The organism is bacterium, assembly GCA_026129405.1.
GTDB lineage: Bacteria > Desulfobacterota > Binatia > DP-6 > DP-6 > JAHCID01.
The window spans coordinates 866,715-883,012 of sequence record JAHCID010000001.1 but is presented as its reverse complement, the minus strand read 5'-3'; the positions used below and the strand labels follow the sequence as shown (position 1 = coordinate 883,012).

14 protein-coding genes and 1 pseudogene are annotated in these 16,298 nt (G+C 73.1%); 9 read left to right on the top strand and 6 right to left on the bottom strand.

Annotation, left to right across the window (positions count from 1 at the left end; genetic code table 11):
- The first annotated feature begins 26 nt into the window (after positions 1-26).
- From KIT14_04050 to KIT14_04040, 3 genes are all read left to right on the top strand, one after another.
- Positions 27-1,613 carry a hypothetical protein gene (locus KIT14_04050; GenBank protein ID MCW5889703.1) on the top strand — a complete coding sequence of 529 codons (1,587 nt, stop codon included), beginning with the start codon at positions 27-29 and terminating at the stop codon, positions 1,611-1,613.
- 484 nt (positions 1,614-2,097) lie between these two features.
- Positions 2,098-2,523: a DUF420 domain-containing protein gene (locus tag KIT14_04045; GenBank protein ID MCW5889702.1), complete on the top strand. Its 426-nt coding sequence runs from the start codon at positions 2,098-2,100 to the stop codon at positions 2,521-2,523.
- 11 nt (positions 2,524-2,534) lie between these two features.
- Positions 2,535-4,040, top strand: a complete 1,506-nt coding sequence (locus KIT14_04040) for an aldehyde dehydrogenase family protein (GenBank protein MCW5889701.1) — start codon at positions 2,535-2,537, stop codon at positions 4,038-4,040.
- Positions 4,041-4,076: 36 nt separating this feature from the next.
- Here KIT14_04040 and msrB read toward each other — a convergent pair whose 3' ends face one another.
- Complete coding sequence (gene msrB / locus KIT14_04035) at positions 4,077-5,195, bottom strand: peptide-methionine (R)-S-oxide reductase MsrB (protein MCW5889700.1); 1,119 nt, start codon at positions 5,193-5,195, stop codon at positions 4,077-4,079.
- A 129-nt stretch (positions 5,196-5,324) separates the two neighbouring features.
- On the opposite strand from msrB, the gene KIT14_04030 reads away from it, so the two are divergent.
- Positions 5,325-6,536 (top strand): insulinase family protein, encoded by a 1,212-nt coding sequence (locus KIT14_04030; GenBank protein ID MCW5889699.1) that lies wholly within the window; start codon positions 5,325-5,327, stop codon positions 6,534-6,536.
- Positions 6,485-7,879 (top strand): hypothetical protein, encoded by a 1,395-nt coding sequence (locus tag KIT14_04025; protein MCW5889698.1) that lies wholly within the window; start codon positions 6,485-6,487, stop codon positions 7,877-7,879. Before KIT14_04030 ends, KIT14_04025 begins: the two co-directional genes overlap by 52 nt.
- On the opposite strand, the gene leuD is transcribed toward KIT14_04025, so the two are convergent.
- Positions 7,833-8,315, bottom strand: coding sequence for a 3-isopropylmalate dehydratase small subunit (gene leuD, locus KIT14_04020; protein MCW5889697.1), 483 nt, complete (start codon positions 8,313-8,315; stop codon positions 7,833-7,835). The two genes, KIT14_04025 and leuD, sit on opposite strands and share 47 nt — an antisense overlap.
- 434 nt (positions 8,316-8,749) lie before the next feature.
- On the opposite strand from leuD, the pseudogene KIT14_04015 reads away from it, so the two are divergent.
- Positions 8,750-10,084: pseudogene (locus KIT14_04015) on the top strand (DEAD/DEAH box helicase).
- A gap of 191 nt (positions 10,085-10,275) precedes the next feature.
- Positions 10,276-10,674, top strand: a complete 399-nt coding sequence (locus tag KIT14_04010) for a cysteine rich repeat-containing protein (protein ID MCW5889696.1) — start codon at positions 10,276-10,278, stop codon at positions 10,672-10,674.
- A 254-nt stretch (positions 10,675-10,928) separates the two neighbouring features.
- On the opposite strand, the gene KIT14_04005 is transcribed toward KIT14_04010, so the two are convergent.
- Genes KIT14_04005 through KIT14_03995 form a run of 3 tightly spaced genes read right to left on the bottom strand, consistent with a single transcriptional unit; the run spans position 10,929 to position 13,052 of the window.
- A complete protein-coding gene (locus KIT14_04005; protein ID MCW5889695.1) occupies positions 10,929-11,339 on the bottom strand; it encodes a CoA-binding protein in 411 nt (136 codons plus the stop codon).
- Entirely contained in the window at positions 11,336-12,184 is an 849-nt protein-coding gene (locus tag KIT14_04000) for a fumarylacetoacetate hydrolase family protein (GenBank protein MCW5889694.1), read from the bottom strand. The genes KIT14_04005 and KIT14_04000 overlap by 4 nt, the downstream gene beginning before the upstream one ends.
- Before the next feature lie 31 nt (positions 12,185-12,215).
- Entirely contained in the window at positions 12,216-13,052 is an 837-nt protein-coding gene (locus KIT14_03995; protein MCW5889693.1) for a hypothetical protein, read from the bottom strand.
- A 100-nt stretch (positions 13,053-13,152) separates the two neighbouring features.
- Here KIT14_03995 and KIT14_03990 point away from each other — a divergent pair, with 100 nt between their 5' ends.
- Positions 13,153-13,695 (top strand): GNAT family N-acetyltransferase, encoded by a 543-nt coding sequence (locus tag KIT14_03990; protein ID MCW5889692.1) that lies wholly within the window; start codon positions 13,153-13,155, stop codon positions 13,693-13,695.
- Here KIT14_03990 and KIT14_03985 read toward each other — a convergent pair.
- Positions 13,625-14,413 carry a prolipoprotein diacylglyceryl transferase gene (locus KIT14_03985; protein ID MCW5889691.1) on the bottom strand — a complete coding sequence of 263 codons (789 nt, stop codon included), beginning with the start codon at positions 14,411-14,413 and terminating at the stop codon, positions 13,625-13,627. The two genes, KIT14_03990 and KIT14_03985, sit on opposite strands and share 71 nt — an antisense overlap.
- Positions 14,414-14,503: 90 nt before the next feature.
- On the opposite strand from KIT14_03985, the gene KIT14_03980 reads away from it, so the two are divergent.
- Entirely contained in the window at positions 14,504-16,282 is a 1,779-nt protein-coding gene (locus KIT14_03980; GenBank protein MCW5889690.1) for a hypothetical protein, read from the top strand.
- Positions 16,283-16,298 lie beyond the last annotated feature (16 nt).

Here is a 16,298-nt window from a genome sequence, read left to right as displayed (position 1 = left end):
ACCCGCCTCGGCTAGTACTCCGCGCCGTGCGGGCTCTCCTCCTGGGTCTCTGCGTGGCGATCGGCCTCGGCCTTCGCCTCTGGAGTGCCAACACCACTCTCGCCCACGGCGACGAGTACCACTACGTCGGCGATGCCGGCTGGTCCGTGGTCGCCGTCCCGGGCGACTGGCGCTGGGACTTCGTACGCTCGCACGCCGTCGAGCATCGCTACATCGACTGGAAGCGCAGCGTCCTGTGGCCATGGGCGAACGAGCGCACGGCGCGGGCGGGGCATCCGTTCCTCTTCCCGCTGGTCACCGGCACCGTGTTCGCACTGGCGCCGCCGGCGACCCCGGACGTGGCGCTCCACCGCGGGCGCGTGGTCAACGCCGTCGCCGACGCCTCCACGATCCTGCTGCTGCCGCTGCTGACGGGCGGGCTCGGCGCGCCGCCCGCCGCCGGCCTCGTCGCGGCCGCGCTGTACGCGATCTTCCCGCCGGCGGCGACGTACGCCGGCCTCGCGCTGCTCGAGCCGATGGCCGCCCCGCTCGTCGTCCTGGCGATGGCGCTGCTGCTACGCCGGCGGGATCGGGTCGGGCCAGCCGTCGGCGCGGGCGTGGCGACGGGGCTCCTCGTCAACACCGAGACCTGGAACGTCGCGCTGCTGCCGGCGATCGGCGCGGTGCTCCTCCTGGAGCGGCCCCGTCGGGTGCGCGACGCCGGCGCCTGGCTGGTGGGCGCCGCCGCGACGTTCCTCGCGGTGACGACGCCCACGGCATGGACGGCGGCCGCCACCAGCGACGCGTTCCGCGTGCTCCGCTGGGACGTCGCCGCGACCCTGCGCCACAATCTCGGCTTCCTCGCCGACACGCAGGGCTACTACTTCCTCGGCTTCGCCAAACACGGCTTTCCGCCGGCGCGGGCGTTGGCGAGCGTCCACGGCGTGCTCACCCCCGGCATGCTCGCGCTGTTCGCGGTGTCGACGCTCGCGACCGTCCTGCGCCGGCGCGGGCGCGAGCTCGTCGTGCTGTATCTCCCGGTCCTGCTGCTGCTCGCGCTCACCCCACCGAGCGACGGGATCTTCCGGCTGTACGCGGCGTTCCCGCTCGCCTGCGCGGCGATGGGGACGGCGCTCGCCGGCCTCGGTGCGCTCGGTCGCACGGCGCTCCTCGTGCCCGCCACCGCCGTCGGCCTGCTGCCCATCCTGCCCGATCGTCTCAACGACATCGGCCAGGTGAACCTCGCCAACATGCTGCTCGTGAACCCGAGCGTGAAGGCACCCTACAACTTCTACACCGCTACGAACCCGCTCAGGATCAATCTCGCACCCGGCATGGAGATCACGCGGCGCCTCTGGCTGCCGCCGGGACGCTACGACGTCCGCGTCCTGGTCGACGGATGGCCCGAGGTGAAGCTCGACGACCACGAGATCATCGCGGCGGACGTCACCTTCGGCCCGCGCAAGCGCGGCGACACCGTCGATCTCGACGGCTGGATCCACACGCTGCGCCTCTCGTCGCCCGTCGCCGTGTCGAAGTACGGCGCGGTCGTCATCCGGCCGACGCCGCCCGAGAATGATGCGTCGAGCCCCACCACCACCGCGCCGCCGACCAACGCGCCGTCGTCCGACTAGCGCGCCGCGCACGTGCACGTGCACCTGCGAGTAGACAGGTGCGCGAAGCGAGCGTATGGAAAAGTCATGGCTCCCGATCGAGGCACACACAGGCCTCTCCGGCGCGAGCCGGCGATCGGGGTCGGGGGACGGCACCGGCGGTCGCCTCCCGGCGGTGGGTTGGGACCCGCCATTCCGCGTGCGCCGAAGGAAGGAGGTGATCCAGTGACGAAATACCCTACGGTGATCTGTGAGGTGGTGACCTCCTAGGGTCGATCCGCTTCAGCGTCGCTGGGTCATTCCTACGGGGACCCAGTCACCACCGAACCCCGACGGCGCCCGCACTCACCGGCGGGCGCGGCGCATCCCGCGCCGCGATGGGCCGTCGGGGTTCTTTTTTGCCCGCGTTTCGGGGCCTGCGCTTTGGCCCTGCTCTTTTCGGCCCGCTCCCTTCGGCCCGCTCCTTGTCGCCCGCGCGCCCGTGGGCTACGCACCCGTCCCGGGCATGTCGCTCGAAACGCTCACGACGCTCTCGACGACGTTCATCGTCTCGAGCGGCGTCCTGCTCCTGGTCGGATGGGCGCTCATCCGCGGGCCACGCGCCGTGAACGCACATCAGGCGGTGATGCTGCTCGCCACCGCCTGCGCCGCGCTGTTCCTCGTCGCGTACGTCTCGCGTTGGGCGCTCCACGGCTCGAAGCCGTTCGACGGCACGGGCGCGTGGCGTGCGATCTACCTCGCCATCCTGATCCCGCACGTGATCCTCGCGATCGCCGTCGGCCCGCTCGCGCTGCGCCTCATCTGGCTCGCGCGCTCGCGGCGCGACTTCGCCGCGCACCGTCGCCTGGCGCGCGTGACGCTGCCGATCTGGCTCTTCGTCGCCGGCAGCGGCTGGGCGATCTACTGGATGCTCTACCACATGACCTTCTGACGGAGGCCGCCATGGCGCTCTCGACCGCCGCACCCGACCCCACCCGACTCGTCGTCCTCGACCCGGCCCGCGGCGACGCCATCGAGGAGCTGGCGATCGACGACGTCGGCGCGGTCGACACGGCCGTCGCGCGGGCGCGGGCGGCGCAGCCGGGATGGGCCGCGTGCGACCCGCGCGCGCGCGCCCGCATCCTGCGGCGGGCGCGACGCGAGCTGGCGCGTGACCGTCGCGCGATCCTCGAGCGGCTCGAGCGCGAAACGGGCAAGGCGCGCTGGGACGTCGTGGGCGAGCTGATGGGCATCTGCATGGACCTCGGCTGGCTCGCGCGCCGCGCCCCGCGCTGGCTGCGGCGGCAGAAGGTGAGCACGCGGCCGCTGTTCGGCAAGCGCGGCTACGTCACCTGGAAGCCGCGCGGCGTGGTCGGGATCATCAGCCCGTGGAACGCGCCGCTGAACCTCGCCCTCGGCGACGCGATCCCCGCGCTGCTCGCCGGCAACACCGTCGTCATCAAGCCGTCCGAGCTGGCGCCGCTGGCGGTGCGGCGGGCGGTGGAGGCGATGAACCGCGCGCTGCCGCCGGGCGTCCTCCAGGTGCTGATCGGTGCCGGCGAGACGGGGGTGGCGCTCGTCGACCGCGTCGACCTCGTCTGCGTCACCGGCTCGCCCGAGACGGGTCGCCGCGTGATGGAGCGCGCGAGCCGGCGGTTGACGCCGGTCCTGCTCGAGCTCGGCGGCAAGGACCCGATGATCGTCCTGCGCGACGCCGACCTCGACCGCGCCGCATCCGCCGCGGCGTGGGGGGGCTGCATGATGACCGGCCAGGTGTGCATGTCGGTCGAGCGCGTGTACGTCGAGGCCCCGGTGGCGGCGGCGTTCACCGAAAAGCTCGTCGCGCGCATGCGCGCGCTGCGCGTCGGCCCGAACGGCGCTGACGCCGACATCGACTACGGCCCGTTCACCCACCCGCGCCAGGTCGACATCGTCGAGCGCCAGCTCGACGATGCCCGCGCGCGCGGCGCCCGGGTGCTGACCGGCGGCAAGCGCCTCGAGACGACGGCGGGCGTCTTCTTCGAGCCGACCGTCCTCGCCGACGTCGACCAGTCGATGGCGATCATGCAGGAGGAGACCTTCGGCCCGGTGATCCCCGTGCTGCCCGTCGCCGACGCCGAGGAGGCGATCCGCCTCGCCAACGACAGCTGCTACGGCCTCAACGCCAGCATCTTCACGGGCGACGTCGAGCGCGGCATGGCCCTCGCCGCCCGTCTCGAGAGCGGCAACGTCTGCGTCAACGAGTGCGTCCTCTCCGCCGGCGTCCCCGCCCTCCCCTTCGGCGGCGTCAAGCAGAGCGGCATCGGCACCCGCCACGGCGGCGCCCCCGGCCTCCACCAGTTCTGCGTCCCCCAGGCGATGCTCGTCGAAGCCCGCAAGCGCAGGCACGAACCCACCTGGTTCCCCTACTCCCCCAAGAAGGCCAAGCAGATCGAACGTCTGATCGGCCTGATGTTCAGCTGGCGCTAGAACGCCACGCCGCAGGGGGCGACGCCCCTCCGGGCCTCACCGGAAGAGCGACACGTACTCCCCGTACCCCTCCTTCTCCAGATCGGCGACCGGGATGAAGCGGAGCGACGCGCTGTTGATGCAGTAGCGGAGCCCATCCGGACCAGGCCCGTCCGCGAACACGTGCCCGAGATGGCTGTCGCCGTCCTTCGAGCGCACCTCGGTGCGGCTCATGAGCAGCCTGCGGTCCTCGTGCTCGACGATGCGGCTGGCGTCGACCGGCTTGGTGAAGCTCGGCCAGCCCGTACCGCTGTCGAACTTGTCGCGCGAGCTGAACAGCGGCTCGCCGCTGACGACGTCGACGTAGAGCCCGTCGCGCTTCTCGTCCCAGAACTCGTTGCGGAACGGCGGCTCGGTGCCCTCGTTCTGCGTCACCTCGTACTGCATGGGCGTCAGCTTCTTGCGTAGCTCGCCGTCGCTCAGCTCCGTCCGGCCGGCGGCCGGCGTCTTCGGGTCCTTCTCTGCCTCGTCGCGCACCGTAACCTCCCGCTCCGCGCCCCACGCTTCGTCGAGGAAGCGGTCGCGCCCGGAGCCGTAGCGATAGTAGCGATACCGGATCGGGTTCTTCCTGTAGTAGTCCTGGTGATACTCCTCTGCCGGCCAGAAGCGCTCGAACGCGACGACGTCGGTGACGATCGGCTTCGCGAACCGGCCGCTGGCGGCGAGGCGCTGCTTCGACGCCTCGGCGAGCCGCCGCTGCTCCCCGTCGTGCACGAAGATCGCGGAGCGGTACTGGGCGCCGCGGTCGACGAACTGTCCGCCGGCGTCGGTCGGATCGATCTGCCGCCAGAACACCTCGAGCAGCGTCTCGTACGAGACGCGCGCCGGATCGTAGCGCACGAGCACGGCTTCGACGTGGCCGGTGCCGCCCGCGGAGACCTCCTCGTAGGTCGGGTCCTGCTGCGATCCGCCGGTGTAGCCCGAGACGACCTCCAGCACGCCGGGCAGCTTCTCGAACGGCGGCTCCATGCACCAGAAGCAGCCGCCCGCGAACGTCGCCTCGCGGTGATCGACGGTCGCGGCGGGAGGGCGTGGCGCGTCGGAGGCGGCGCCGGCGGTCACCGGAGCCACGAACGCCACGACGAGGGGCAACAGCAGCGCGGATGCGGAGCGCATGAGCGGCACGACCTCCTCCATGAAGCCCACGGCCGCAGCTTCTGCAACGGCCGCCGCAACGGTGCGACGCCGGGGACGGGAACGCGTCACGCGCTCGCGCCACCGGAGGGCGACGGCTAGAACCTCGCCGTGATCGATCGCTTCCGCGAGCCGGCGCTGCTGCGCCACGGCCGGCTCCGCATCCTGCACGAACCCATTCCCGGCCCCCTCACGGCCATCGCCGTCGCCGTGCGCGCCGGCTCGCGCTTCGACGGCGCGCATCCGGGCATCGCCCACATGGCCGAGCACATGCTCTTCCAGGGCACGCACCGGCGCGACCAGGCCGCCATCAACCGCCATGCCGGCGACCTCGGCGGCGAGCACGACGCGGACACCGGCTACGAGGACATGTCGCTGCACTGCGAGGTCTTCAACGACGACGTGTCGCACGCGCTGACGCTGCTGGCCGAGCAGCTGTTCCACTCGACGGTTCCGCCCGAGCGCTTCCGCAAGGAGCGCCGGGTGGTCATCGACGAGATCCGCGGCCGCCAGGAGGACCCGGCCAACGCGCTCCACGAGAGCGCCTGGGCGCGGTTCTATCCCGGCGCGCTCGGGCATCCGATCTGCGGTACGATCGGCAGCATCCGGCGCATGACGCCGGGCGCGGTCCGCGGCTTCGTCGCGCGCCACTTCACGCCGGCCAACATGGTCGTGTCGGTCGTCGGCGGCATCGACCGGCGGCAGCTGCAGAAGGCGATCGCGACGGCGTTCCCGGCGCGCGGCGGCGAGGCGCGCCCGTGGCCGTCGCGCCCGCGCCCGAAGACCACGGGGCTGCTGCGCCTGCGGCGCCGCGACCTGTCGCAGACGTATCTCGTGCGCATGTCGGCCGCGCCGGCCGAGGCGCGTGACGTCCTCGCGCTGTCGCTCGCGCTCGAGATCGTCGGCGCCGATCCCGACGCACGGCTGTTCCAGGAGGTGCGCGAGCGGCACGGCCTCGGCTACGACGTCGGCGCCAGCGTCGAGCACGGGCCCGACTGGGCGGTCGCGGTCGTCTCGGCGAGCGCCGCGCGCGCACACGAGGACCGGCTGCGCGAAACCGTCGAGCGCACCTGCCGCGAGGCGGCGGAGGGCTTCTCCGACGACGAGCTGGCCCGCGCGCGCAAGAAGGTGCGCTTCCGCTTCGCGCGCCTCGCCGACTCGCGTCTCGACCGCGCCGTCTCTCACGCCACCCGCGCCGTCTGCGGCCTGCCGACGCTCGCCCATACCGCACGGCTGCTGGCGCACATCCGGCATCACGAGGTGGAGGAGGCATGGCGCCGCACGCTGGCTGCGCCGACGCTCACCGCGGTGCTCGCCGGCTGAGCGCCGGCGGCCGCGCGCGGGTCTGCGCGCTCGTCGCGGCCGTCGTGCTGCTGGCCGCGCGCGGCGCGGACGCAAGTGAGCCGCCCGTGCCGCTCGGGCCGTGCGGCCCCATCGACCGCCTGCACGCCGCCGTCGAGCTGCGCGCGATGCAGCTGCGCCGCCTGAAAGGTACGCCGCTCGCGCACCTCGGCCTCGTGGCCTGGCGGGACGGCGTCGCCGTCCCGATCCCGTTCCAGGTCGACGAGCGCCGCGGCAGCTGGATGGCCATGTCGAGCGGGCCCGAGCCGAGCACCGACGACACGCCCGGCAGCGTCGACGCCGACGACGTGCTCGTCTTCATGGCCTGCGACGCCGGCGGGCGCGCTCCCGGCGGCACGCCGGCCGCCACCGCGGGGCGCGAGATCCGTATCGACGATCCGCGCACCGGCACGACCGCGTGGGCCTACCTCATGGTGGCCGACGATCCGCCGCGCACCACCCGCCGCTACGTCGACTACGACCCGCAACACGACATGGTGCGCACCGCCGGCTGGCGCATCGGCATGATCCAGGCGCTGCCGGAGTACCTGGCACTCGGGCTCGGCGGTCCGCTCGGCCCGAACATCCTCGACGGCCTGCGCCTCCGCGCCGAGGCGCGCCTGCGCGGCAACCTCGCCCGCTTCACGCTCTCGGAGCGCGACGGCGAGCACGCGCTCGCGGCGTGGACGGCGGGACCGGTGCGCGTCGTGCGGCGCTCGCGCCACGCGATGCAGATCGGGCTCGGCCTCCACCTCGCCGCCGGCTACGCACACACCTACTTCTACGCCCTGCACGCGTACGGGCCGGGCAAGCTGAAGCTGCCGTTCTCGCCGTCGGTGTTCTTCAACGACATCCGCGCCTTCGCCGGCGCCGACCTGCACGACCTCGAAGGCTGGCGTTATCTCGCCGCAGGCGTACCCGCCCCGGGCTTCGCGATCGACGGCACGATGGATGCCGCCGAGCGCGCGTTTCGCGGCGCGGGCTCGTGGTTCGCGCTCACGCACCCGGGCGCCGCGGTGGTGGTCTCGCTATGGCTGTCGGACAACCTGCGCGCGGCGATCCCGCTCGACCTCGTCTACCGCGACGACGCGGCGACGGCCGCACCGCCCGAGCGCGTGCGCGGCTCGGTGCCGTTCGTCGGCATCGAGGGCCGCGAGGCCCAGCGCCTCCAGGCCGGCCGCTACGAGTTCGCGCTGCGCGTCTATGGCATCCCCGGCTGGAAGCCCGGCGACGAACGGCGGCTCCTCGCCGATCTCGACGCGCCCCTGCGCGTCCACGTCACCCGCCCAGTAGAGTTCGGAGCCGGGCCCGGCGCGCGTCGCTGAGGTTGCGCACCGGCTGGCGATCGCCGCTCGACAGGTCGGCGATCGTCCCCGCCTCGAGGTCGAGGCGCAGACGGTGGCCGGTCACGAACGTCGCGGGCGCGTCGACCTCGAGCGGCGGTACGCCCGCCGCGAGGAGCGCGTCGTCGAACCCGTCGGCGAAGCTCGCGGCCACCGCCGCGACCACGCCGGCCGCGCGCAGCGCCCGCGCCGCGAGCTCGCCGCCCGGACCGAGGCCGAGCAGCTGGCCCGCGACGAGGACGTCGCCCGGCGCGAGCAGCGCAGCGAGCGACGGATCGAGACCGGCGAACAGCAGCGCGGTCGCTTCGGCAGGCGCGCGGTCCGCCGCGTGCGCGGGTAGGACGTCGTGCGCGCGCAGCCGATCCGCGAAGCGCCACGCCCGGCCCGTGAGGACCGGCAGGCGCGGCTCGTCGCTCACCGCCCGGCCGGGGCGGCGAAGGTCCAGCGCGGGCCGGACCGCACCGAGACGAGGCGGTCGGGGTTGCGCAGCATGACGCGGGCCTCGTCGGCGGTGATGGCGCGGCCGAAGATACGGTAGCGGCCGTGCTCGCCCACCTGGTTGTTGGCCCAGTCCGCGAGCTCCTCGGGGGCCGGCAGACGCCCCAGGCGACGGGCACACTGACGCACCACGAATCCGAGCATGATGCGCAGCTGCGGGGCGTCCCCCGGGTTCATCGGGCGGAGCTTGTCCCACGGCCCTCGCGCGGCCGTCAAGACACTCCGGCGCCGTAAGACGCTCCGGCGCCGTCGCTTGACTCCCCGGGGGCGCGCCAGCATGGGACAGGGGTGAGTAACGAGACCCCAGCGGCGGAGCCGCGGACTTTCGCGAGCTTCGACCTGCCGGAGCCGGTGATGGCCGGCATCGTTGCCGCCGGATTCACGCACTGTACCCCCATCCAGGAGAAGGTGCTGCCGATCTCCCTGGCCGGCCGCGACGTCGCCGGTCAGGCGCAGACCGGCACCGGCAAGACGGCCGCCTTCCTGATCACCGTCTTCACGCGGCTCGTCCAGGGGAAGCGCCGCGGCGGGACCGGCCCGCGGGCGCTCGTCATCGCGCCGACGCGCGAGCTGGTCGTGCAGATCTCCGAAGACGCCAAGCTGCTCGGCTCCGGCACGGATTTCGCCATCCAGGCGGTGTTCGGCGGCGTCGACTACAAGAAGCAGCGCGACAACGTGCAGGCCGGCGTCGATCTCCTGATCGGCACGCCCGGCCGCCTCATCGACTACCACAAGCAGCGCGCGCTCGATCTGCGCCACGTCGAGATGCTGGTCATCGACGAGGCCGACCGCATGTTCGACATGGGCTTCATCAAGGACCTGCGCTACCTGCTGCGCCGGCTTCCGCCCTTCGACCAGCGCCAGTCGATGCTCTTCTCGGCGACGCTCAGCTACGACGTCATGGAGCTCGCCTGGGTCTTCATGAACGAGGCCGAGAAGGTCGCGATCCAGCCCGAGCAGGTGACGGCCGAGAAGATCGAGCACCTTCTCTACCACGTCGGGCTCGACGAGAAGCTGCCGACGCTGGTCGGGCTCCTGCGTCGTCTCGGCGAGAGCGCCCGCGCGCTGGTGTTCGTCAACATGCGACGCACCGCCGAGCGGCTCGAGCGCGTCCTCGAAGCGAACGGCATCGCGGCGGCGGCCATCACCGGCGACGTCGAGCAGCGCCGCCGCCTCAAGATCCTCGCCGACTTCAAGGAAGGTCGCCTGCCGATCCTCATCGCCACCGACGTCGCGTCGCGCGGGCTGCACATCGACGGCGTCACGCACGTCTTCAACTTCGACATCCCGCTCGACGCCGAAGATTACGTCCACCGTGCGGGACGCACGGCGCGGGCGGGCGCGTCGGGTCACGCGATCAGCCTCGCCTGCGAGGACTACGTGCAGGGCCTCGAAGCCATCGAGGGCTACATCGGCTTCAAGCTGCCGCACGACTTCCCCGACGAGGAGCTGCTCGCCACGGCGGTGGTCCTGCCGCCGCGCCGCGAGCGCCGCGAGCGCGGATCGGGCGCCCCGTACGATCGCGGTCGCCCCGGCGGCCGCGGCGGTCCGATCCGGCGGACGCGGCCGCAGCGGCGGCGCGGCGCGCGGGCGACACCACGCCGGCGAGCGCCCGGCGACGCCGCTCCCGGCGACCGAGCCCGCCGCCTCGCTCCGGCGAGACGGCGACTGCCACCGCCGCGGCCGAAGGCGGGGCGGCGAAGAAGCACCGGCGCCGGCGCGGCCACCGGCGCGGGGCGGGCGCTGCCGCGACCCCGGCCGGCGGGAGCCCAGCGCGGGCGGCGCGCCCGAGCGCGCCGCCGACGCCGACCACTCCACCGGCGAGTGAGCCCGGCGCCTGCGGGCTGTCCCGCCCGCGGACCGCAGTGTAGGACCGGGGCATGCTCCGTGCCCTCCTCACCGTCGCCGTCCTCTGCGCGCTCGTCGCCTCGACGCGTCCGGCCGGTGCCGTCGTCGAGCCCTGTCGCGACGACGCGCGCAAGCTCTGTCCCGACATCGAGCCGGGCGGCGGCCGGGTCCTCGCCTGCCTGCGCCCGAAGCTCGACAAGCTGTCGCCCGGCTGCGCCCGCGTCATCAAGGGCTCCCTCGCGGCCGTGCGCGCCGCCTGCGAGAAGGATACGCAGCGCCTCTGTGCCGGCCTCGCGCCCGGCGGCGGCCGCATCGCGACCTGCCTGCGCGAGCATGCCGCCGAGCTCGACCCGACGTGCCGGCGCATGCTCGACATGCGCAAGGACGGCACGCCCCGCGCCGCGAACAAGAAGGACGCCGCGGCCAACTGACTACCAGGACACGCGACGCGGCCGCGGAGGTCGCCCCCCGCGACCGCGTCCGGCGCACGCTCGGGTGGTCCCGTCACGCACCGTCCGTCCGTACGGCGGCACGAGACCGCCGCGCGACCGGACGCTGGCCAATGGCTCGTCCACAGTATCGGCGATCCCGCTCGGATCCTGAAGCGAAATCTCGTCGAGGCGTCCACTTCCTCGCCTGCGACGCCCGGAGCGCGACGGGGTTCCGGCGTCCCCCCGGACGATGCTCAGCGGGTACGCCCGAGCCCGTTCGCGTGATCGCGCATCATGCAGCGGTCCATCACGACGAGCAGGCCGGCCGCGCGCGCCCGCGCCGCCGCCGCCTCGTGCACGACGCCGTCCTGCATCCAGATCGCCCGCGCGCCGACGGCGATGGCGTCGTCGACCACCGGGGGCACCAGCTCGGAGCGACGGAAGACGTCGACGACCTCGATCGGTCCTGGCGCCTCGCGCAGGCTCGGCCAGCAGCGGAGCCCGAGCACCTGCTCGACGTTCGGGTTCACCCCGACGACGTCGTAGCCGACCGCCACGAGATACGATGCGACCCGGTGCGAGTCCCGCTCCGGGCGGGGGGAGATGCCGACGACGGCGATGCGGTGAAAGTCACGCAGGATGCGCGATGCGACCTCGACGCTCATGGCACCTCCTCGGGCTCGGCGATGACGCGATGCTCGATCGCGCCGATGCCGGCGATCGTGATGCGTACCAGATCACCCACCCGGAGGAAGGCCCCGTCCGCCACCCCGACGCCGGCCGGCGTGCCGGTCGTGACCACGTCACCGGGCTCGAGCGTGCACACGGTGGAGAGGATCTCGACCAGCGTGAAGCAGTCGAAGATCAGATCGGCCGTGGTGCCCGCCTGCCGCACGACGCCGTTGACGCGGGTCTCGAGCGCGAGCGCGTGCGGGTCGTCGATGGCGTCGGTGGTGACGATCCACGGCCCCATCGGCCCGTGGGTGTCGAACGACTTGCCGAGCGTCAGCGTCGGCGCCCTGCGCTGCCAGTCGCGCACGCTGACGTCGTCGACGATCGTGAAGCCGCCGATCACCTCGCGCGCGCGGCCCCTCGGCACGTGCCGGCAGCGCCGGCCGATCACGAACGCCAGCTCGCCCTCGTAGTCGAGCTGCGTCGACACGCGCGGCAGCTGGATCGGATCGAAGGGCGGGTTCACGCAGGTGACCTGCTTGTTGAAGAAGACCGGGAACGCGGGCGGCTCGCGCTTCGTCTCCGCCGCGTGCGAGGCGTAGTTGAGGCCGACGCCGAGGAACTTGCCCGGGCGCGGGATCGGCGCCTCGAGATGCACGTCGGCGAGCGGCAGCCGCGGCGCCGTCGCCAGCGCGGCGCGCACCGGCGCGAGGTCTACGAGCAGTGCGGCGACGTCCGGGGCAACGCCGGACGCGCCGGCGAGATCGGCGATCGTGTCGTCGTCGACCACGACGCCGGGACGGGTCCGGCCGCGATGCGTGAAGGTCGCGAGGCGCACGCCGCCTCGTATGCCCGGCGTCCGCGCCGGGTCAAACCCGTTGCGCCAGGCGCGCGAGGCGGACGTCGCCCGCCGGGAAGCGCGCCAGCGTACGCGAGAAGCCGCGCACGAACTCCGCCGCCATCGAGGTGCGCAGCCCCCACTCCTCCGGCGTCTCCTGGCGCTGCCGCCAGGCCGCGAGGCCGAGGCGGCGCACGGCGCGCGGGAAGCGGTCGGGCGTCTCCCAGTCGAGCCAGCGACACTCGAGATAGGCGAGCGGCGCGCCGAGGCCGGCGAGAAGCGCCGGCCACTCGCCGTAGAGGCCGGCGTCGCGGGCACGCGAGCGGCGCAAGAGGAGCGCCGTCGCCTCGCGGTCGAGCACGAACGACGGCACCAGCCAGTCGACGCGGCCCTGGAGCCCGAGCTGGTCGGCGAACAGCCGGTTGACGATGCCCTCGGTAGCGACGAGCGGGCGATGGTGCGTCTGGTGCGCCTTCGGCGTGCGACCGAGCAGGAGGAGACGGCGACGCAGCGCGGCGCGGAGGACGGCGTCGAGCTCGCGCCGTCCACGCAGCACCCAATGGATGGCGCGGTCGAAGTCGAGGTAGTGCACGCGCCCGGTGCCGGCGACGAGCGCCCGCCGCAGCGCCAGCCGATAGAGCGGCCCGCGCAGGTTCGCCGGCGGGGCTCCGGCCCAGACCCCGGCGTGCTCCAGCTCGGCGACCAGCCGCGGGCTGGTCGGGGGGCTCGTCGTCACCGCGACCTGCGCGTAGCGGGTCTGGAGCCAGGGGAGCGTCCGGTGGACGAGCGGCGACAGGGCCCCGGTCGGGTCATGGAGGGTCGCCGCGAGCGCAACGTCGCGCGGCGATTGGGGGCGGCGGGCGACCATGCGCGGGCGGGGAGAAAACCCTGCCGGCCCGATGCCTGTCAACGCGACCGACACGGCGGGTGCTCCTCATTCGGGGGTCGGCCCGTCACAATGATGGCCGGTGCGGAACCCGTACGCGATCGGCGAGACGATCTACCTGCGGCCCATCGAGCCGGCCGACGCGGCGGAATGCCACTCCTGGCTGAACAACACCGAGGTCCGGCGGGGGCTCGCGACCCGGACGACGCCGCACACCGAGGCCTCGTCGCGCGCCTTCATCGCCAGCCTCGACCCGGCCCGGGACCAGGTGTTCGCGATCATGACCCGGGGCGACGGCATCCACGTCGGTACCTGCGGGCTCCACGAGATCGACGCCACCAGCCGTCACGCCCGCCTCGGCATGGTGATCGGCCGCAAGGACCACTGGGGCCGCGGCTTCGCCACCGAGGCCATCGTCCTGCTCTGTCAGCACGCCTTCGAGACGCTGAACCTGCGCCGCCTGTGGCTGTCGTGCTACGCCACCAACGATCGCGCGCTGCGCCTCTACCGGCGCCTCGGCTTCGAGGTCGAAGGGCGCCTGCGCGAGCACGCGTTCATCGAAGGGCAGTACGTGGACGAGCTCCAGCTGGGGATGCTGCGCGGCGAGCTGCGTCCGCTCGTGTGACCAGCGCCGCCCACGCGAAGAGCGCGAGGGCGATCCACTGGCTCAGCGTCAGCGGCACCACGGCGATCGGATAGGCCGCGGCGTCGTAGGCGCGCACGCCGTCGAGCGCGAAGCCGACCGGCAGCCACAGCAGCAGGAAGGCGCGGAAGAGCGCACCCGGTCGCCGCGGCGTGCGGTCGAGCGCGTGCAGGGCGGCGAAGATGGCGAGGCCGGCGACCGCCGCGTAGAGCTGCGCCGGATGCCGCGCGACGCCGTCGCCCGGCATCGTCACCGCCCAGGGCACGTCGCTCGGCGTGCCGAGACAGCAGCCGGCGAGGAAGCAGCCGAGCCGCGTGCAGGCCATGCCGAGCGCGATCCCCGGCGCGCCGGCGTCGAGCCCGCGCCACGGGTCGATGCCCCAGCGGCGGAAGGCGAGAAACGCCGCGAGCACCGCTGGGATCGCGCCGCCGTACATGACGAGACCACCGCTGCTCCACGGACGCAGGATCGCGGTCCAATCGCCGGCGAACGCGGTGGGGTGCTGCGCGACGTAGAGGAGCCGCGAGCCGATCACCGCGACCGCCGCCGTGACCAGCGCCACGTCCTCGAAGCGGCGCGGCGGGATGCCCCGCCGGGCCGCGAACGGACGCACCGCGAGCGCTCCGGTCACGAACCCGATGCCGAGGCAGAGGCCGTAGGCGGACACCGAGAGCGGCCCGAGGTCGAGATGCGGATGCATGCGGCCCCCCACGACTACCCAAGCTCGGGTGTGGTTGCGAGCAAGCCATCTGCTTGAGAGTCGCGCGCGGCGCCCACACGATCGACGTCCATGCGCCTACTCCTGTTGCTCGCCCTCGGCCTCGCCCTCCTCGATTGCGGTCCCAAATCGCAGCAATGCAGTGACGCCACCGACGGTGGCCAGGCCTGCTCCAGCCGCATGCCGACGTGCAGCGGCATCGACCGATGCGGCCCGACCTACGAAAGCGATCCGAGCGAAAACTGTATCTGCGTCGAGGCGCCGCCGTGCGATCAGCAGGACCGTCTCTCCTGTCACGAAGGCGGGTGCGCGGCGGGCGAATTCTGCGGCGCCGTCGGTACCGACGGCGCGGACTTCCAGATGTCCGCACAGGCGAGCCCGTTCACCGTCCCGCCCGGGGTGGCGACGGCGTTCACGAACCTGGCGCTCGACGAGGTGATCATCATCACGGCGGGCGGCTACACGCAGTACGGCAACGAGGGCGAGGCCGGATGCAGCGGTACGCCCGACGTCCTGCCCGACGGCACGCGCAGCGTCTCGGGCGTCCCCTGCACCCCGGCGAAGAAGGCGTGCAGCGGCGGTTGCGCCGTGAACGACGCGCACATCGGCGAGCCGATCGCGAAGATCGGCGACGGCCCGTGGTTCGCCGTCGGCTACGGCGTCATCCACAAGGTCGGGCACAACGGCCCGAGCGAGCACGGCCAGCTCTGGGTCGCGTACAACGACGAAGGCGACTTCAGCGGCAACGGCGGCGAATACTTCGTCCACGTCGAGCGCGTGACCGGCTGCGGCTGCCAGTCGATGGGCCCGATCACCACGGGCCAGACGAGCGCCGTGTGCGGCGGCGTGCCGAACAGCATGCCCGTCACCGCGGCGGCGTTCGCGCCGCCGCCGGGCGCGACGTTCGCGCTCAGCACGACCACGCCGGGCCAGAGCGCCATGCACACCGCGACCTTCGACACCGGCGTCGACCAGACGCAGGGCTACTCGGCGACGATCACCTACCCCGACGCCTTCGCCTTCAACGGCTTCACGGCGCTCGGTCCGGTGAACACCCGCGTCGGCACGTACGCGATGGACTTCGACTTCGACGGCCGGCCCGACTTCACCACCTGGATCCGCTCGACCGGCGCCGACACCGCGTATGCCGACATCGACCTCAGCGGCTCGCCGACCGCGGCCGACGCCATAATCACCCGCGCCGGCAACGTCTTCAGCGTGGTCGCGCCGAACGGCGGCGACGAGGACGCCGGCCAGTCGCTGACGCCGCCCTCGCGCGTCACGGTGAAGCTCCTCGCGGGCATCCTCGTGAACCCGCCCGGGCCCGGCGATTTCGGCATCTCGGTCACCGTGACGTCGGTCGACCCCGACACCGGCGGGGCCGACGACGGCCAGGGCACGGCGCCGGAGTCGTTCACCGTCGAGCAGATCGTCGCGGTCGGCTGCAAGACCGACCTCGACTGTGACGACGGCCGGGCCTGCACCACCGACACCTGCGGCGGCGGCTTCTGCAGCCACACGCCGATCAGCGGGTTCGCGGGCGCCCTCTGCGCCCTCGACGACCTCCTCGCCGACGGCCTCTGCGGCGCCGACCCGGTCGACGCCGGCCTCGACGGCGCGATCGACGCGAAGGTCGGGAAGGCGAAGAATCTCCTCGCCGCGGCCGAAGCGCAGACCAAGGCCAAGAAGCGCCTCGCGGGGATCAAGAAGGCGGAGAAGCAGCTCGCCGCCGCGGCCCGCGCCGTGAAGAAGGCCGCCAAGAAGAAGAAGATCACGACCGCCTGCCGCGACACGCTCGCGGCGATGATCACCGCGCGCAAGAACGTCGTGAAGGCGCTGCGCGCCTCCTGACCCCGCTCGACCGGTC